This is a genomic window from Rhizobium sp. R635 (genome assembly GCF_002211285.1).
In the GTDB taxonomy this organism is placed as follows: Bacteria; Pseudomonadota; Alphaproteobacteria; order Rhizobiales; family Rhizobiaceae; genus Rhizobium.
On record NZ_LOKX01000036.1, the window covers coordinates 114,087 to 130,240 of the forward strand.

Consider the following 16,154-nt stretch of genomic DNA (forward strand, 5'->3'; position numbering starts at 1 on the left):
CGAAAGGCGGCCCCGCATGAGCGCTTACCCCGTGACGCGACATCTGATCGATCGAGGCGATGGAGCGGCCGTCGAGCTCTTTCAGGCGACGCCCGCCGACGCCGCGCCCGCGGGCGCGATCCTGTTCGTCCACGGCAACCAGGGCGGCCTTCTTCTCGGCGCGAAGGAGTTCGTCGATAATGGCGCGCTGGCTCGCTTCTCGTCCCGCCTGAACATCACGGCGGCAGCCGTCTCGCAGCCCGGCTTCGGCGCTTCGGATGGCCCTGCCGATTTCTGCGGCCCCTCCACCCAGCAGGCTGTTATCGCCGCCCTCGCCTTCCTGAAGCAACAGCCCGCCATCGATCCCGAGCGCATCGTTCTCCACGGCAACAGCCGAGGCGCCGTCGCCTCGGCAATGGTTGCCGCCCGGGTTCCGGATCTCCGCGCCGTCATTCTTTCGAGCGGCGTCTATGATCTCGAAGCCGCATTCAGAACCAGTCCGCCAGGCCTGCGGCGAGCGATCGAAAGCGAGGCAGGCCCGTCGAAGCAGGCCTTCCTGGCGCGCTCGGCCCTGCACCATGTCCAGGATATCCGGGCGGAAACCCTGCTTCTGCACGGACGGCACGACGACCGCGCTCCCGTCGCCCAGGCAAAAACATTCTCCGCCGCCCTCGCCGACGCCGGAGTCCCGGTCAGCCTCAACGTCTTCGAATGCGGCCACCGTATCCCGCGCGAATATTCCCAGGCGGTCCTCCGCCCGTTCCTGGAGGGGATCTTCCGGCCGGTAGTAACCTATCACTGAGCGCATGGCCGCTTTTGCGATCGCGAATGTGATCAATCATAACTCAACTTGAGCTTGAACGAATCCTGCACCTCGCTAGCCTGCGTTCTCCCTGCCGAGTCGGCTGTTTCATCCTTGGGGAATAGATATGACGGCTTTGATCGAGGCCCGTGGCGTCAGCAAGCGCTTTCGGCAGCATAAGCGGTTTCCCGGTCTCCTCGGCGCCTTCAAGACGCTGGTGACGAGCGAATATACCGAGGTGGTGGCCGTTTCCGACATCGGCTTCGATATCGATGCCGGCGAAGCCGTCGGTTATCTCGGGCCGAACGGCGCCGGCAAATCGACGATGATCAAGATGATGACCGGCATTCTGGTGCCGAGCGACGGCACGGTTTCCGTGCTCGGCCGCACGCCGCATCTCTCGCGCATGGCCAACGCCCGCGAGATCGGCGTCGTCTTCGGCCAGCGCAGCCAGCTCTGGTGGGATCTGCCGCTGATCGACAGTTTCACCCTGCACCAGCGCATCTACGATATCCCGCCCGCCCGCTATGCCGATAATCTCCGCCATTTCAGCGAGCTGCTCGATCTCAAACCCTTCCTCGATCGCGCCGTGCGGCAATTGAGCCTCGGCCAGCGCATGCGGGCCGAGATCGTCATGTCGCTCCTGCACGATCCGAAGATCCTCTTCCTCGACGAGCCGACGATCGGCCTCGACGTCGTCGCCAAGGATGCCGTGCGCCGCTTCCTCGCCGAAATCAACCGCGAGCGCGGCGTCTCCATCATCCTCACCACGCACGACCTGCAGGATATCGAGACCATCTGCCCGCGCCTCATCATGGTCGATCACGCCAGGCTGATCTTCGACGGCGAACTCCGCAGCCTGCGCGCCGCCCTCGGCTCGGCCCGCCGGCTGACGCTGGAATTTGCGAGCGACCCCGGCCCGCTGCACTTGAACACCGCCTCGCTCGTCAGCGACGAGGGCCTGCGCAAGAATTACCTGATCGAGCGCGAAGACGTCTCGCTGGTGCGCATCCTCTCGGAAGTCGGCGGCGATCGCGGCCTGAAGGACGTGGCGCTGCACGAGCCCGATATAGAGGAGGTCATCCGCACCTTCTACCAGCGCCGCAATGCGAGGGCCAAGGCGTCATGAGCGCTTATCTGGCTTTCGCTCGGAGCTCTCAGGCGCCCACACCATGAGCGCTTACTTCGCCTTCGCACGCAGCGCCTTCCATGCGCAGCTCGCCTACCGCAACGAGGTTTGGGCCAATATTTTCGGCAAACTCGTTCAGGTCTTCGCCCGCGTCGCCATCTGGCTTGCCGCCTTCGCCGGCATCGGCAGCAGCGTGGTCGACGGCGTCTCGTTGCAGCAGATGGTGACCTATGCCCTGCTCGGCGGCGCGGTGATGGGCGCCACCCGGCCCGAGCGGGTGATCAACGAAATCGGCCGCTCGCTGAAATCGGGCGATATCTCGGTCTGGCTGCTGAAGCCCATCTCCTACCCGCTCTATCTCTTCGCCAATGAAAGCGGCTCCTTCGGTTATCGCCTGATGACCCAGGTGATCCCGACCATTGCCGTCACCGCGCTGTTTTACGGCATGCTGCCGCCGGCAAGCCTGTTCGATGGCGCCATGTTCACAGCCTTCTGGGCGCTCTCCTTCATCCTCATCTTCCTGATGTCGGCACTCTTCGGCCTCATCGCCTTCTGGCTGATGACGAGCTTCTCGCTGGACTGGATCCTCGGCGCCCTACTGCAATTGTTCTCCGGCCTGCTGGTGCCCTTCTGGTTCTTCCCCGAGCCCTTGGCGACGATCGCCCGCCACCTGCCTTTCGCCTGGGTGGTCTATTATCCCAACGCCGTCTATCTCGGCCGGCTCTCGGTCGCCGATGTCTGGTTCCATTTCGGCCTCGGCCTCGCCTGGGCGGCTCTCTTCCTCGCGGGCGTGCTCTGGCTCTGGCGCTGCGCCTCCACCCGCATCACCGTGCAGGGAGGCTGAGCCGTGATCCTTCACCACATCCGCGTCATTCCGCTGCTGGTGCGCATGTACATAAGATCGCAGATGGAATATCGCGGCGCCTTCTGGCTCGATCGTCTGGCGCAGATCCTTTCCTATGGCAGCGTCTTCGCCACCATCGGCATCCTGCTTTCGCGCTTCGATACGTTGGGCGGCTGGAGCTGGCCGGAGCTCGCTCTGCTCTACAGCTTCCAGCTGCTCGCCTATTCGCTCGGCGCCGCGATGAGCTTCACCCAGCTGCGCGACCTCGAGGAGCAGGTGCGCCTCGGCACTTACGATGCGCTGCTGGTCAAGCCCTTCAGCCCCTGGGTCTACCTGATCTTTTCCGGCCTCAACATCGGCTATGCCGGCCACATCATCCTCGCCGTGCCGCTGATGGGCTGGGCCATCCTCTCCGTCGATTTCGCCTGGACGCTGCCCTCGGCGCTCTTCTTCATCGCCGCACTTCTGAGCGCCACGCTGCTGACCGCCGCCCTCATCACCATGATCGGCGCCACCGCGCTGATCTGGGTGCGCTCCAACCACCTCTTCTCGATCTTCTTCGGCTTCTGGGAATTGATGCGCTATCCCCTGAACATCTTCCCCGGCGCCATCCAGCTCACCCTGCTCACCGCCGTGCCGCTCGCCCTCACCAGCTCCGTCCCCGTCGGCGCCCTCCTCGGCAAACCCATCCCCATCCTCGGCCCCTGGGCCGAAGCCGCCTCCCTCGCGGCCGGCCCGCTCTGGGCGCTGCTCGCCATGGCCTATTGGCGATATGCGAACGGCAAGTATCAGGGTGCGGGCGGGTGATGAATTTTCTCCGATTGCTCAAATCGATGATCGGCATCAGCAAGCGGCACGCGATGCGAGGGAACATTTTGCCAAATCAAGTGGCCGACGTCCTACCGTGCAGCCCCCTCATCCGCCTGCCGGCACCTTCTCCCCGCTGGGGAGAAGAGACGTGTAGCAGCGTCTCGCCTTATTCTATCGCCGTCCTTGGAGAATGCGTGGCGGGGATGCCCCGAGTCTCTTCTCCCCAGCGGGGAGAAGGTGGCCCGAAGGGTCGGATGAGGGGGCTGCACGGCACACCCTCTCCACTTCATTCCTGCACCCTCAGGGCTTCTCCACCCCATGTTGGGACTTTGGTCCAACTAGCTCTAATCCCGGAATGATTTAAGATCGGCCTGCCCTTTGAAAAAAGGGCGCGGAGGAGGCCTGGCATTGAGATTGTGCCTCTGCGTAAGCCAGGCTTCCCCCCGATTTCGCCGATACGATCCGGCGACCCGTTCCCCCCAGGCGATATCAGGATAGCGGCACCCGCATGAGCGTGAACCTGTTTCGTGGGAATACAAGCCAAAGCGGCGCGCCAAGAAGTTCCGTTTTGAGGAAATAGGAATGGCGAAAACGGCTTCCGCCAAAGCCATTCAGCCTTTGTGCTCGTCTTCTCGATCCTTGGATGCCGACGAGCTCCCTTTGGGCCAAGTGTACCGCAGCTCATTTTTCCAGAATTGCCGCAATTGCGGAATCAGTGCGTTGCGCCCCATAAATTTGTCCAGCTCTTCAGAGACTCGCCGCGCTCTTTTCTGCTCATCTTCCACCGCACCATCCTTGGATGCAGACGAACTCTCTTTGTCGGGCCAGGTGTATCGCAGCTCTTTCCAGAATTGCCGCAATTTCGGATTCAATCCGTAGCGATTGATAAATTCATCCAGCTCTTTTGAGCCTCGAAGTATTCTTTCCTGTTCACTTTCCATCGCGAACTCCAGTCCCGCGGTCGAAGACAACAAGCACGCCGCGGCAGTTCACGATATAGTATCCGGACCGAAAGATCGAGAAGATGCGAGGCCTACAGGCCCCTGCGGCCAAAGGTAGGCCCGCTGCGGCTCGCCACGCGCTGCGCCGGAGACGCTTCGCTCTTCTCCGGACGCGTCGGCGCCAGTTGCGGATCGAAGCTGGAAGAGTCAGGGACGTGAAAGTTGCTCGGCAGCAAGAGCAGGGCGAGGCCATAGGCGAGGTTCACGGCCTTTGCCGCCTTCGCGATAATGTCGACCGTCGCCCCTTCCGGCATCAGCAGCGGGACAAGATAGGCAATGGCAGTGATCGCGAGGGATGACGCTATCAGGATGGGTGGTTCCCAGCCTATGTCGCGTATTCGTGCCGCCTGGATGCTGAAACCTATCCAGAAAGAAGGCAGCATCGGGATCGCCAGGATCAGAAGCGTCGTGCCCGCCCGCATGACATGCCCGCTTCCCGGCGGCGGCCTCATGATCCAAAAGCTGCCCGCGATGACGCAGCCGACGACGAGGGATAAGAGGAAGCATGCGGCCAGATATTGCAGCCTCCTCAAACGCCCGCGAAACATGAATAGACTATCGAGCATTGCACCCCCCTGCTTGAAGCGGCAACACAGCATACAATTTCTTCAAAGCATTGAATCAGATCGATAAAATTCGATGCATCGGGAGGCAGGCTCCGCTCACCCGCCCGACGCCGCCGTAAAAACCGCAAGCTGGGCCGCAAAGGCGCGCTGATATGCCGGCCGCGCCTCGCCGCGGGCGACATAGGCCGAGAGCGTCGGAAACTCCGCCAGCAGATGCGATCCCTTCAGCCGCAGCAGCACCGTCACCATCAGCAGGTCGCCGGCGCTGAAGGCGCCGTCCAGCCAGTCGGCATCGCCGAGGCGGCGGGAAAGGTCGGTCAGCCGTTTGCGGATCGTGGCTTCGAGGGCGTTGAGGCGGTGCTCATACCAGGGCTGGTCGCGCTCCAGGATCGTGGCGAGCGCGCGGTCGAAGATCGGCGGCTCTATCGTGTTGAGCGCGGCAAACATCCAGGCGATCGCGCGCGCCCGGGCGCCGGCATCCCCAGGCAGCAGGCCCTGATGGCGCTCGGCGATATGGAGAACGATCGCCCCGGATTCGAACAGCGCGAGATCGCCTTCCTCATAGGTCGGAATCTGCCCGAAAGGCTGAAGCGCCATATGCGCGGGCTCCCTCATCGTCTTGAACGTGACGAGGCGGACCTCATAAGGCTCGCCCGCTTCCTCGAGCGCCCAGCGAACGCGCATGTCCCGCGCCAGCCCCCTGCCGCGATCCGGCGATTTTTCAAAGGCGGTGATGGTAATGGTCATTGTCGTTCTCCATAGCTGGCCCGCCTTGAAGACGGCCGGCCGAGCGCCGATCCGACATCGCGGCCGGAATAGGATGGCTTTCGAAGCATGAATTCAAAGATATGACGGAAGGTTCTGCCGTGCAGCCCCCTCATCCGGCTGCCGCCACCGACCTGGGTGAGCCACGGGTCTCACCCGTCCTTCGGACCCCCGCTGGGGAGAAGGGATGTTGCCGCGACCTCTCGATTCCCTCTTCTCCCCAGCGGGGAGAAGGTGCCCGTAGGGCGGATGAGGGGGCCGCACGGCACAACCATAGCCGCATTCCTTCATCGCCCCGGCGTACAAATCACCTCACACGCGCCATTTCGGCCCGCATCCAGCTCGAATCCCCCCAGGTCGACAGCCAGATCATCAAGTCGGTCAGCGCGCCGACAACCGGCAGCAGCAGGGCGCGGCCGAGGCCGTGCCTCTTCTGGCGGTCTTCCGCCTGTCTGAGATGCGCCAGTTCCTCTTCCTGGATCGATGCGATCAGCGCGTGAAGCTCTCCATCGCGCGTTTCGAGGAAAGCCAGCTGGTCTTCGAGATGGCGATGCACCGTGCTCTCCACCGCCTCGGTGCAGATCCAGATCATGTTGCGCCCGCAAAGCGCCGTCAGCAGGCCGAGCACATAGCCGCCGAGGCTCCAGAACGCCATCACGCGGCAGGGTCTCGCGCGCCTCGCCGGCATCGCCTCGTAAAACAGGCGACAATGCTCGATCTCATCCTCACGCATCTCCTCGAGAGCGGCCACGATGTCGGGAAACAGCCGCCGCGCGACCGCAATCTGGGCGCCATAGATCCTGATCGCGCCGAACTCGCCGGCATGGTTGACCTTGAGAATGCGGCGGATGGTGATGTCGGCGTCGCGCACACCGGGCCTCATCTCCGGCCTTCCCGACGGCTCGCTTGACAGATTGACCATGCCCCTGCCCCCATTGCCTCCGGCGCAGTAGGAAGCCCGCCGCCGCCTTCGTCAAGAGGCTCGCCCACGCATTCCATCCGCCGCGGCGAAATGCGCCAGCTGGTCGGCATGCGCCTTTGCGAAGGCCGGGCGGGCGGTGGCGCGGGTGACGTAGTCGAGGCTGGCGGGATATTCGGCGAGCCCGCCGAACCGGTCGATGACGCGCAGCACGTCGGCCATCAAAATATCGGCGACGGAGAAGCTGCCGGCCAGCCACTCGCGCTTTGCCAGCACCGGCTCCATGTGCTTCAGCCGGGCCTTGAGCCAGCCGTCGAAAAACTTCCACTCCGGCCTGTCGCCGCTGTTGCCGGTAAAGATCAAGAGCGACCAGGGCTGGCTCACCGCCTCGACCGAATTCAGCGCCGCAAACAGCCATTTCACCGCCTCGGCCCGGTCGCGCGGCTCGGCCGGCAGCAGCTTCTCGCTGCGCTCGCCGAGATGCAAGAGGATCGCCCCGCTCTCGAAAATCGAAAGATCGCCATCGGTCAGCCACGGCACCTGGCCGAAGGGCTGGTGGGCAAAATGCTCCGGCTTGCGATCGGCGAAGGGCACGCTCGCGACCCGATAAGGCAACCCCGCCTCCTCAAGCGCCCAGCGCACGCGCAGATCCCGCACATTGCCGCGTGGCGGCTCGGGAACCCAATCGAAGGTGGTCAATACAAGCTCGCCCATCCGGCATCTCCCTGTGTGGCGTCTGTCCCAAGGACGGGCTGGGAATGCCTCTCCCGACACCGGCACGCAGATTTTTCGCCGCCGGCAGTCTGGATTGCGATGCGAGGGATATCAATGTCAGGGCACCCCGCTTCGAGGCTTCTGACAGACACCACCTTTCCTCATTCCTGTGCCTGTCACAGGAATCCAGCCACCGCGCGTCTGCGCGGTGAATGACTTAATTCGAATTTGAAAAGAATCTCTCACGTCCAAGGACTTGAGCGCGCTGGATTCCTGTGACATCCCTCGGGCGAAGCCCTGAGGACACAGGAATGAGGGAGTTCGGAGCCAGTGTGCGCACCCATGGCCGTGCTTCCGCCAGTCGCGGCAATCTCCAACCTCCTCATCCTGAGGTGCGGAGCCCGCAGGGCGGAGCCTCGAAGGGACACGCGCAGACGTCGCTCCTTGCAAATGTAATCTCGCCGTCGACGCCGGCTTAATGCAATCCCGACCGCGGGAAAATCAAGCCCGAAACCGCAAATTCCGCCGCGTCAGCTGGCTGACCGAGGTGCAGCCCATCAGCTTCATGCCGCGCTCGATCTCGGTGCGCATCGTCTCCAGCGCGCGTTCGACGCCGGGCTGGCCGGCGGCGGCGAGCGGGAAGAGGTAGTAGCGGCCGAGGCCGACGGCCTTGGCGCCGAGCGACAGCGCCTTCAGAACATGCGTTCCCCGCTGCACGCCGCCATCCATCATCACGTCGATCCGGTCGCCGACGGCATCGACGATCTCGGCGAGCTGGTCGAAGGCGCTGCGCGAGCCGTCGAGCTGGCGCCCGCCATGGTTGGAAAGCACGATGCCGCTGCAGCCGATTTCGACCGCGCGCTTGGCGTCCTCGACCGACATGATGCCCTTCAGGCAGAATTGCCCGCCCCAGGCCTGCACCATGTCCGCCACGTCGTTCCACGACATGGAAGGATCGAGCATCTCGGTGAAATAGCGGCTGATCGACAGCGCGCCGCCATCCATCTTCACGTGGCTTTCGAGCTGCGGCAGGGCGAAGCGCTCATGCGTCAGCCAGCCGATCGCCCAGGAGGGCTTGATCGCGAATTGCGTCATGCCGGCGAGATTGAGCTTGAAGGGAATGGAAAAACCGGTGCGCTTGTCGCGCTCGCGGTTGCCGCCGGTGATGCTGTCGACCGTCAGCATCATCGCCTGCACGCCCGCCGTCTTCGCCCGCGCCATCATCTCGCGGTTCAGCCCGCGGTCCTTGTGGAAATAGAACTGATAGACCTGCGGCCCGCTGCTGATCTGCCGCGCTTCTTCCAGGCTGATCGTGCCGAGCGAGGAAACGCCGAACATCGTACCGTACTTCGCCGCAGCCGCCGCCACCGCCCGCTCCCCCTGATGGTGAAACAGCCGCTGCAGCGCCGTCGGCGAGCAATAGACCGGCATGGCAAGCTTCTGCCCCATGACAGTCACCGACATGTCGACATCGGCCACGCCTCTGAGAACATCGGGCACCAGATCGCAATTCTCGAAGGCCGCCGTATTGCGCCGATACGTCACCTCGTCATCGGCCGCGCCATCGATATAGTCGAAGATCGGCCCGGGAAGACGCTGCTTGGCCATGCGCCGGAAATCGTGGAAATTATAGCAGTCTGTAAGGCGCATCTCTTTGCTCGACCCGTTTTGTTTTCGGGCGGCAACCTAATGCACGATTCCAAATATTGCCAAGGCTTCATTGTACGATTTGCGACCTCTCGGGCGGGATATCGTCAGTTGGGGCGATGGACCCGCGCGAAGATCGACAGCGACGGCATCCGCCAACACGCCTCATCCTGTATAATGCGGTTAATGGACTGCCGTGTGGCACCCCCCTCTGTCCTGTAAGGGAAAGAGGAAACTATCTCGCGCTCGAGAGCCTCACCAGCCGCCGGCCGCGTCGCGACCTAAAACATATCCCGCCCATCACTGCGCGGATCGCCCTCCACCCGATGCGGCTCATAGAGCCCGGACCGGGCCTTGCGCCGCCACGGCCGGGAGAGATCGCCAGGATTGTCGTCGATATCGGCAAGGGCTATTGCAGGCATTCCATTCGCCAGGCATTGCGCTGCCCATCGGCCGCCGGGGGCGACGATGCCGGAAGCGGCCGGCTGGCCTTCCGATCCGGGATAGGTCAGCATCGAGAAGCTCACCCAGTAGCTGTTGGTCGCCGCATGCCCCTGCGCCTCGGCGGCGAAGGATGGCTCGCTGACAGGCGACCCGCCGGTGGTCGAAAACAGCACGCAATGGACGTCCAGCCGCTCATATTCCGCGAAGATCTCCGGATAGTGGCACTCCATGCCGAGCGAGCAGCCGAAGCGGATGCCGTCGACCTCGAAGGTTACGGGGATCGAGCCCGGCGTGTACATGAAGGAGATCTTGGTGTTGGAGAGCAGCCGCTCGTCGTAGCGCGTCACCAGCGCGCCGCGATCGGAGACGACATAGAGGCTGTTGTGTGGGCGGTGCGGCTCGGTCAGCCGGTGCACCGATCCAAACACGACCCACAATCCGAGTTCACGAGCGAGGCTGCGCGTCACATCGAGCTCCTCACGCAGCACGTCCCATTCGAACCGGCGCCAGTCGGACGGCCCGATCTCCCTCGGGCCGATCGCCGACATGATGCGCTTGTTCGGCGCTGAGGTCGCCCCTTCAGGGAAGTGCACGAGCCGGGCACCCGCCTCCCGCGCCTGCCGCATCAGCCCACGCATCTCCCGCCCGCTTTCGCGGAGCCCGGCAATATCGCGCGGATCGTCGTAACACCTGGTCTGCGCCACCGCCAGGCGCAGCCGCCTGGGCTGCGGGATTTCGTCTTTCGCAGACGTGCGGCGCATATGCATGAGAGCCGTCGTGTAGGACTCGCCCGTCTTGGCGGCGCGTGCGCGCACGCGGCGTTTGAGGTTTCCGTTTTCGGTCATGTCTCGGCCTTTCCAGTCTCGGACGGCATTCCCCGGCAAGCGCACCCGAAACCTCAGGGCTGAGGTTGACGACCCGAGACGGAAAGTCCCTTTGCCTCCTGATGAAAGACCCTGCCGGGGAGGATCGAAAGGAGGTTCGGCGGAAGGCCACGCCAAGCAAAAACATGCCGCCCTCGCCCCGATTCGTCAATTCCGGCGTATGGCCGGCCGCGGCCCCTTGCGCCAAGGCTCAATGCTGTCCGACAGGATGACCATCACCAGCATCGCCAGACGTTTCAACCCGCCGCAGCCCTTCCCTCGGCGCGATCATGTGCGGCAGCTTGATCGCCGACGCCAGGCCGAGCCTCGCCAGCAGGCGGATGAAATGCCAGCCGAGATCCATCTGCCCCGGCTCGATGCCGAGCCTGGCCGATTCCGGAAAGGCGTGATGATTGCCGTGGAAGCTCTCGCCGAAGGTCACGAGCCCGAAACGCGGCAGGTTGTAGCCCTGCACCGCGACATGATCGACGCTCCAGCCCTGATGGCCGCTGCGATGGGCGAAATGGCCGACCAGCCAGTGCCCGGTCAGCGACACCGATACCCGCACCGCAATCCCCCAGACCAGCCACGGCAGCCCGCCGAGCATGAAAAGCGCGAGCGCCAAAGGAAGCTGCTGGCCCATCCAGGTCGCCTCCAGCAAGCGATAGAAGCGGTCGCGCCGCACGCGCTCCTCGATCACGAAACGCGGCGGATGGGTGAGCGCCACGACGCAATGCATCTGCCAGAAGGCATCGACCAGGAAAGACCGGCGATGGGCATAGAGGTCATGGCAATCCCGCTGCCGCTGCGCCCAGTCGCGAATGTCATGCGCATAGATCATGCCGAAGGGGCCGGCCATGCCGACCAGCGTGCCGAGATAGACGAGAAAATGCTCGATCCAGAGCGGCGTGCGGAACGAGCGGTGGATCAGCAGCCGGTGCATGCCGACGGAATGACCAAGGCAGATGGTGATGGCGGTCAGGAGGATGAAGACGCCAAAGGCGCTCCAGGTGAAGGTCAGCGGCCCGCCGACGATGGCGATCAGTGTCATGGCGGTGATCCAGACCGATTTTGCGGGCGCCCAGGCCACCCTGCCCTCCACCGGGTCGCTGCGGTCGTCGATCATGCGCCCTGTCGAAATGCTGCTCACGGCAAACTCCTTTCCATCGGGCGCATTCTTCACTTGAATGCCGCCCGTCAATTCATTATTTAAGGAATTACCTAATTACTTTGCACGAGCGCGAATAATTAAGCAATAAGCTAATTGCTTAATTTCTTCATGGATCGAGCAGCAGGCCAAGGAGACCGATTTGGAAGACGACGCTTTCGATGACACTGCGGACGGCAGCTCTACCGGCGCCCAGCGCGTATTCCACGCGCTATCGAGCGCGCCGCGGCGCAAGATCCTCGCCTATCTCTCGGCATCGGGCCTGACCGCCGGCGAAATCGCCGACCGCTTCAGCATGTCGAAGCCCGCCGTTTCGCAGCATCTCTCGGTCCTCGAAGCCGCGGGGCTGATCAAACGCGAGAAACAGGGCCAGTTCGTCCACTATTCCCTGATCGAAAACAATCTCGTCAACGTGCTCAACGGCTTCGTGCAGGAAGTCTGCCCCATCGGCCGGCCGATCAAGAAGGAAAGCCAAGCACGCGCCCGCGCGAAATAGAACGGCGAAACCCGCGAAAACAACGAGGTGAAGCCGTCGCCTGAATCAGATTCTCAGGCGGCGCGCTTTTACTGCTCTCGAAACTCGTGTCAGACTGCGCAGGCCGAGAGATCATCGAGGAGCCGGAGCCATGCACAAGTTCACCGTATCCATCACCCGCGAGATCGAAGCCGACACCGCCGAGGAGGCCGCCCTGCTCATGTATCAGGAGCTTGCGAAGGGACAGGTTCCCGACAGCTACACGGTCATCGACGAGGCGAAGTTGACGGCGGAGTTGAAGCTCGACCGGAACAAGGCGGATGAATTCGCCAGCATCGACCACACCGCCGATCCGGGCAATTGGTAGGCGGCGGCATGCTGGAATACGACCCGCATTATCCGACGATCCTGCCTGTCGGCATCGCAGTTCCGCTTGTCCTCGCGCTGAACATCCTGATCCCTATCCTGGCCATTTTCGTTGCCCGACGGATGACGCGGCTGAGGTGGCTGCCGCATGCATTCGCGTTCCTGTGGGTGCTCTTCTCGGCATTCACGCTAGCCACTCTGGCACTGCCGGCGATGGCGCCGGGTGAAGAGCCTGGTCCCGGCGATGGGCTCCTTCTGCTTCCCGTCTTGGGCGAAACGCCGATCGTGCTCTTCGTCTACGCCCTCACTCTGTTTTTCCCGCGCTTGAGAGGTTCGGCAACTCAGCAAGACAGATCCGCGACAATTCGATGAGCCGCATTCCTATGCGGCATCGTGCATCGGAGGCAGCAACCGGCTTTGCGCCAACCCCGAACTGCGCTAATCGCGAGATCCAAGCTCCTCACCGCAAGGAAACAACGTGACCTCCCCTGTCAAAATCGCCGTCGCCGGCATCAACGGCCGCATGGGCCGCGCCATCCTGCCGCTGCTGCAGGCCGATCCGGGATTTGCCTTCATCGGCGGCATCGGGCGTCCGGGCGCGACGGGCGAAGGGCTGATCGACCGTTCGGCAGCGATCGAGGCAGCCGATGTGATCCTGGATTTCACCACCGGCGCCGCCGCCGCCGAGCTTGCCGGGCTCTCGGCCGCGGCCGGCGGGCCGGCGCTGGTGATCGGCGCGACCGGGTTCGAGCCGGATGAGCTCAAGCGGATCAAAGACGCCGCCCGCCGCATTCCCATCCTGCGCTCCGGCAATTTCTCCATCGGCCTCAACATGCTGCTCGGCCTGGTTTCCCAGGCGGCGCGCGCCCTTCCCGCAAACGCCTGGGACATCGAAATCCTCGAAGCGCATCACAACAGGAAGATCGACGCCCCGTCCGGCACGGCGCTGATGCTCGGGCAGGCCGCTGCCGCAGGCCGTGGAACCAGCCTCGAATCCGTCGAGCGCCGGAGCCGCGACGGCATCACCGGCGAACGCCCGCCCGGCGAAATCGGCTTCGCCATCCTGCGCGCCGGCGGCATCGTCGGCGAACACAGCGTACTCTTCGCCGCCGCCGAGGAAGTCATCACCCTCTCGCACTCCGCCCTCGACCGCGCCATGTTCGCCCGCGGCGCACTCGCCGCCGCCCGCTGGATCACAGGCCGCGCTCCGGGCGAATACGACATGCAGGACGTTTTGGGCCTGGCGGCTGCCTTATGAAAACAATGAGTTGAGGGGCTTGGCGGAATCAAAACCTGAGCAGACACGGCTATGACATCGACAGGGTCGGAGCCGGCAGGACCGCAACCTCCCGTTCAGAGGAGTCTTGCAATCCCCACTGTCCGCAACAGCCTCACCTCACCCGCCGCGCCATCATCACATCGTCGATCTCCCGGCCGTCCTCCAGCACACCGCCCGGAATCCTGCCGATCTCGGCGAAACCCTGGCGCTGGTAAAACCGCATCGCCGCCGGGTTTTCGGCACTGACGAAAAGCTCCAACTGCCGGATGCCGATATCGCGCGCATGTTCGGAAATCGCCTCCAGCAGTCTGACGGCAAGGCCCGTTCCGCGCAGCCTGGCGCTGACATAGACCATGACGATCGTGGCGCGGTGGGCCATCTTGCTCGCCCGCTGCCGGAACAGGCCCATGATCCCGACCGGCTCGCCCTCCTGGAAGGCGATGAAAACCGGCTCGCTCAGCCGATTGCGCCACTCCTCCAGAGAGAGGATTTCCCAGTCTTCATAGCGGCTGGCAAAGGAGGCCGGCTCGGCGCGAAGCGCTTCCAGGCGGATACGCCGGAAGGCCTCCACTTCGTCAGCCCTTACGAGCCTGATCGTCACGCCGCCTGCATCCATCGTAGCCTCCCGGGATATCGCAGCTATGTCATCGCAGCCGGCTGCGGTGGATGCAACCCGGATGCGGCGGGTTCCGATTGGCAGAGCGCGCCAAGACCCAAGAGAGCCTAGTCATGAGGGAGGTTAGAGGATACCGCACCAATGAGGCCAGGAGAACTGGGCGCAAACGCTGCTCCAACCTCCCTCATCCCTGTGCTCGTCACAGGGATCCAGCGCGCCCAAGTCTTTGGGCGCAGAAGACTGCCGTTTCCGGCAAGAGTCATTCACGGCGCAGACGCGCCGTGGCTGGATTCCTGTGACATGCACAGGAATGAGGGAGGAGATGTGGCGCTCGTCAAAGGTGCCCAAAGGACAGCACCACATCCACCATCACTGCGCCGGCGTTCCCACCCGGCCGCCCTTGCGGACGGTCGGCTCGCCGGTTGGGCGGAGGTCCCATTGGTCGGTGCGGACGGCTGGTTCCTGGGTTGGCTGCCGGTCGCTCGCCCCCGGCGCCGGTTCGCGGGTCGAGCGCACGATCAGGTCATCCGGCTGCCCGGCCGGATCGAAGGCCGTCTGGTCGCTTGGCCTCTCCACGTTGAACGGCGCGATCTCACGGATGACGACGAGAAGAACTATCCCGACGACCATGCACACCAGAGCGTAGAGAATGAAATATTTCAGTGCATATCCCTCGCCGATTGGCAGAGCGGCCTTGACAGCAGCGCGAATGATATTTCGCCCATCATTGATGGATACTTTAGAATAAGGCAATAGATTTTAACGAGAGCTGGTGAATTTCAGAAATAGACAGAAGAGATTGCATCGTTATTGGAGAATTTACCAAGCACCTCGCGCAATGCTCGATTTTTCTTCAGAGAGAAGCCCGCTTACCCTCGCCTGTACCGCGCCCGAAAGTCGCGCGGGCTGCAGCCCTCGCGCGCGTGAAAGACCCGCGAGAAATAGAACGGATCGTCGATGCCGACCATGACGGCGACCATTTCGATCCTCTCATCGGTGGTGACGAGCAACTGCTTGGCATGGTCCATGCGCACCCGCAGCTGGAAGGCCTTGGGCGGCAGGCCCGTTTCGGCGATGAATTTCCGCCGCAGCGTGGCGGGCGACATGCCGTGCCCGGCGGCAAAAGCCGCAAGGTCGAGCGGCTGCAGCGCGCTCTCCCGCAGCGTCTCGACGAGATCGCCGGCCGCCGCCTCGCCTTCCCGCCCCGCAGCGGCACCCGCCTGGCGCGCGGCGGCGATCACTATGCGATGCAGCAGCGATGCCGCCGAGGCCCGGCCGAGATAGGTATCGTCGATGAGATCGGCATGAAGCCGCCCGAAGAGCCGCGTCATCTCCTCGATATGGCGCAACGCCACGAGCGGATGGCGCTCGGCCATCAGCCGCATCCGCACGAAATCCCGCGTGAACGAGCCTTCGAACAGCGCCCAGCACTCATCCCAGCCGGCCTCGTCAGGCCCGTAGGAATGCAGCCGGTTCGGAAACAGCCAGAAGAGCGCCGGCCCCTCCACGCGCTGGCGCCCGCCCGCGGCGGTTTCGAGAAAGCCCTGCCCGCGCTCCACCAGCACCACCGCGAAACTCGGCAGTTTCCGGTCCTTCACCGCATGGCGCGCATGCTGCCTGCCGCTGCCGGTCACGGCAAGCCCGCCGGCCGCGGCAAGGGAAGATCGATAGATGGCCTCGGCTTGCCTCATGAGCGAAAAGTCCAGCTGCAACTTTCCTCCATGGCGATCGGCACGCGTGACGGGCTAATTGGAGGCAGGTGAAGTC

19 protein-coding genes are annotated in these 16,154 nt (G+C 63.6%); 8 read left to right on the forward strand and 11 right to left on the reverse strand.

Annotation, left to right across the window (positions count from 1 at the left end):
• The first annotated feature begins 16 nt into the window (after positions 1 to 16).
• The 4 genes from ATY78_RS26400 to ATY78_RS26415 all read left to right on the forward strand — a co-directional run bounded on the left by ATY78_RS26400 (position 17) and on the right by ATY78_RS26415 (position 3,561).
• Positions 17 to 781 (forward strand): alpha/beta fold hydrolase, encoded by a 765-nt coding sequence (locus ATY78_RS26400; RefSeq protein WP_088685244.1) that lies wholly within the window; start codon positions 17 to 19, stop codon positions 779 to 781.
• A 127-nt stretch (positions 782 to 908) separates the two neighbouring features.
• Entirely contained in the window at positions 909 to 1,910 is a 1,002-nt protein-coding gene (locus ATY78_RS26405) for an ATP-binding cassette domain-containing protein (protein ID WP_088685245.1), read from the forward strand.
• 43 nt (positions 1,911 to 1,953) lie between these two features.
• Entirely contained in the window at positions 1,954 to 2,754 is an 801-nt protein-coding gene (locus ATY78_RS26410) for an ABC-2 family transporter protein (protein WP_088685246.1), read from the forward strand.
• A gap of 3 nt (positions 2,755 to 2,757) precedes the next feature.
• The gene (locus ATY78_RS26415) at positions 2,758 to 3,561 is read left to right on the forward strand and encodes an ABC-2 family transporter protein (protein ID WP_088685247.1); all 804 of its coding nucleotides are present in this window, start codon (positions 2,758 to 2,760) and stop codon (positions 3,559 to 3,561) included.
• Between the two features lie 614 nt (positions 3,562 to 4,175).
• Here ATY78_RS26415 and ATY78_RS26425 read toward each other — a convergent pair.
• The 8 genes from ATY78_RS26425 to ATY78_RS26460 all read right to left on the reverse strand — a co-directional run bounded on the left by ATY78_RS26425 (position 4,176) and on the right by ATY78_RS26460 (position 11,633).
• Positions 4,176 to 4,505 (reverse strand): hypothetical protein, encoded by a 330-nt coding sequence (locus ATY78_RS26425; RefSeq protein ID WP_088685249.1) that lies wholly within the window; start codon positions 4,503 to 4,505, stop codon positions 4,176 to 4,178.
• A 92-nt stretch (positions 4,506 to 4,597) separates the two neighbouring features.
• On the reverse strand, positions 4,598 to 5,113 hold the full coding sequence (locus tag ATY78_RS26430) for a DUF805 domain-containing protein (RefSeq protein ID WP_141105681.1): 516 nt from the start codon (positions 5,111 to 5,113) through the stop codon (positions 4,598 to 4,600).
• A 114-nt stretch (positions 5,114 to 5,227) separates the two neighbouring features.
• The gene (locus ATY78_RS26435; protein ID WP_088685251.1) at positions 5,228 to 5,878 is read right to left on the reverse strand and encodes a glutathione S-transferase family protein; all 651 of its coding nucleotides are present in this window, start codon (positions 5,876 to 5,878) and stop codon (positions 5,228 to 5,230) included.
• A gap of 325 nt (positions 5,879 to 6,203) precedes the next feature.
• The gene (locus tag ATY78_RS26440) at positions 6,204 to 6,818 is read right to left on the reverse strand and encodes a demethoxyubiquinone hydroxylase family protein (RefSeq protein WP_088685252.1); all 615 of its coding nucleotides are present in this window, start codon (positions 6,816 to 6,818) and stop codon (positions 6,204 to 6,206) included.
• Between the two features lie 51 nt (positions 6,819 to 6,869).
• Positions 6,870 to 7,529: a glutathione S-transferase family protein gene (locus ATY78_RS26445; RefSeq protein WP_088685253.1), complete on the reverse strand. Its 660-nt coding sequence runs from the start codon at positions 7,527 to 7,529 to the stop codon at positions 6,870 to 6,872.
• A gap of 501 nt (positions 7,530 to 8,030) precedes the next feature.
• Positions 8,031 to 9,179: an alpha-hydroxy acid oxidase gene (locus ATY78_RS26450; RefSeq protein ID WP_088685254.1), complete on the reverse strand. Its 1,149-nt coding sequence runs from the start codon at positions 9,177 to 9,179 to the stop codon at positions 8,031 to 8,033.
• A 278-nt stretch (positions 9,180 to 9,457) separates the two neighbouring features.
• Positions 9,458 to 10,465, reverse strand: coding sequence for a carbon-nitrogen hydrolase family protein (locus tag ATY78_RS26455; protein ID WP_088685255.1), 1,008 nt, complete (start codon positions 10,463 to 10,465; stop codon positions 9,458 to 9,460).
• A gap of 229 nt (positions 10,466 to 10,694) precedes the next feature.
• Positions 10,695 to 11,633, reverse strand: a complete 939-nt coding sequence (locus ATY78_RS26460; protein ID WP_088685356.1) for an acyl-CoA desaturase — start codon at positions 11,631 to 11,633, stop codon at positions 10,695 to 10,697.
• A gap of 160 nt (positions 11,634 to 11,793) precedes the next feature.
• Between ATY78_RS26460 and ATY78_RS26465 the strand changes: the two genes are divergently transcribed.
• The 4 genes from ATY78_RS26465 (at position 11,794) to dapB (ending at position 13,750) form a co-directional block, all read left to right on the forward strand.
• On the forward strand, positions 11,794 to 12,147 hold the full coding sequence (locus ATY78_RS26465) for a metalloregulator ArsR/SmtB family transcription factor (RefSeq protein WP_088685256.1): 354 nt from the start codon (positions 11,794 to 11,796) through the stop codon (positions 12,145 to 12,147).
• A gap of 130 nt (positions 12,148 to 12,277) precedes the next feature.
• Positions 12,278 to 12,493, forward strand: a complete 216-nt coding sequence (locus ATY78_RS26470) for a hypothetical protein (protein WP_088685257.1) — start codon at positions 12,278 to 12,280, stop codon at positions 12,491 to 12,493.
• Between the two features lie 8 nt (positions 12,494 to 12,501).
• Complete coding sequence (locus tag ATY78_RS26475) at positions 12,502 to 12,864, forward strand: hypothetical protein (RefSeq protein ID WP_245313634.1); 363 nt, start codon at positions 12,502 to 12,504, stop codon at positions 12,862 to 12,864.
• A gap of 106 nt (positions 12,865 to 12,970) precedes the next feature.
• Positions 12,971 to 13,750, forward strand: coding sequence for a 4-hydroxy-tetrahydrodipicolinate reductase (gene dapB / locus ATY78_RS26480; RefSeq protein ID WP_088685258.1), 780 nt, complete (start codon positions 12,971 to 12,973; stop codon positions 13,748 to 13,750).
• A gap of 133 nt (positions 13,751 to 13,883) precedes the next feature.
• Here the strand turns inward: dapB and ATY78_RS26485 are convergent, their stop codons facing one another.
• The 3 genes from ATY78_RS26485 to ATY78_RS26500 all read right to left on the reverse strand — a co-directional run bounded on the left by ATY78_RS26485 (position 13,884) and on the right by ATY78_RS26500 (position 16,078).
• On the reverse strand, positions 13,884 to 14,387 hold the full coding sequence (locus tag ATY78_RS26485; protein WP_088685259.1) for a GNAT family N-acetyltransferase: 504 nt from the start codon (positions 14,385 to 14,387) through the stop codon (positions 13,884 to 13,886).
• Between the two features lie 369 nt (positions 14,388 to 14,756).
• On the reverse strand, positions 14,757 to 15,098 hold the full coding sequence (locus ATY78_RS26495; RefSeq protein ID WP_088685358.1) for a hypothetical protein: 342 nt from the start codon (positions 15,096 to 15,098) through the stop codon (positions 14,757 to 14,759).
• Between the two features lie 158 nt (positions 15,099 to 15,256).
• Positions 15,257 to 16,078 (reverse strand): AraC family transcriptional regulator, encoded by an 822-nt coding sequence (locus ATY78_RS26500; RefSeq protein WP_088685359.1) that lies wholly within the window; start codon positions 16,076 to 16,078, stop codon positions 15,257 to 15,259.
• Positions 16,079 to 16,154: the final 76 nt, after the last annotated feature.

Coding starts and splice junctions, on each gene's coding strand:
- ATY78_RS26405 (WP_088685245.1), top strand. CDS start 909: ATGACGGCTTTGATCGAGGCCCGTGGCGTCAGCAAGCGCTTTCGGCAG.
- ATY78_RS26475 (WP_245313634.1), top strand. CDS start 12,502: ATGCTGGAATACGACCCGCATTATCCGACGATCCTGCCTGTCGGCATC.
- ATY78_RS26450 (WP_088685254.1), bottom strand. CDS start 9,179: ATGCGCCTTACAGACTGCTATAATTTCCACGATTTCCGGCGCATGGCC.
- ATY78_RS26425 (WP_088685249.1), bottom strand. CDS start 4,505: ATGGAAAGTGAACAGGAAAGAATACTTCGAGGCTCAAAAGAGCTGGAT.
- ATY78_RS26485 (WP_088685259.1), bottom strand. CDS start 14,387: ATGGATGCAGGCGGCGTGACGATCAGGCTCGTAAGGGCTGACGAAGTG.
- ATY78_RS26400 (WP_088685244.1), top strand. CDS start 17: ATGAGCGCTTACCCCGTGACGCGACATCTGATCGATCGAGGCGATGGA.
- ATY78_RS26435 (WP_088685251.1), bottom strand. CDS start 5,878: ATGACCATTACCATCACCGCCTTTGAAAAATCGCCGGATCGCGGCAGG.
- ATY78_RS26410 (WP_088685246.1), top strand. CDS start 1,954: ATGAGCGCTTACTTCGCCTTCGCACGCAGCGCCTTCCATGCGCAGCTC.
- ATY78_RS26440 (WP_088685252.1), bottom strand. CDS start 6,818: ATGGTCAATCTGTCAAGCGAGCCGTCGGGAAGGCCGGAGATGAGGCCC.
- ATY78_RS26500 (WP_088685359.1), bottom strand. CDS start 16,078: ATGAGGCAAGCCGAGGCCATCTATCGATCTTCCCTTGCCGCGGCCGGC.
- ATY78_RS26430 (WP_141105681.1), bottom strand. CDS start 5,113: ATGTTTCGCGGGCGTTTGAGGAGGCTGCAATATCTGGCCGCATGCTTC.
- ATY78_RS26445 (WP_088685253.1), bottom strand. CDS start 7,529: ATGGGCGAGCTTGTATTGACCACCTTCGATTGGGTTCCCGAGCCGCCA.
- ATY78_RS26470 (WP_088685257.1), top strand. CDS start 12,278: ATGCACAAGTTCACCGTATCCATCACCCGCGAGATCGAAGCCGACACC.
- ATY78_RS26455 (WP_088685255.1), bottom strand. CDS start 10,465: ATGACCGAAAACGGAAACCTCAAACGCCGCGTGCGCGCACGCGCCGCC.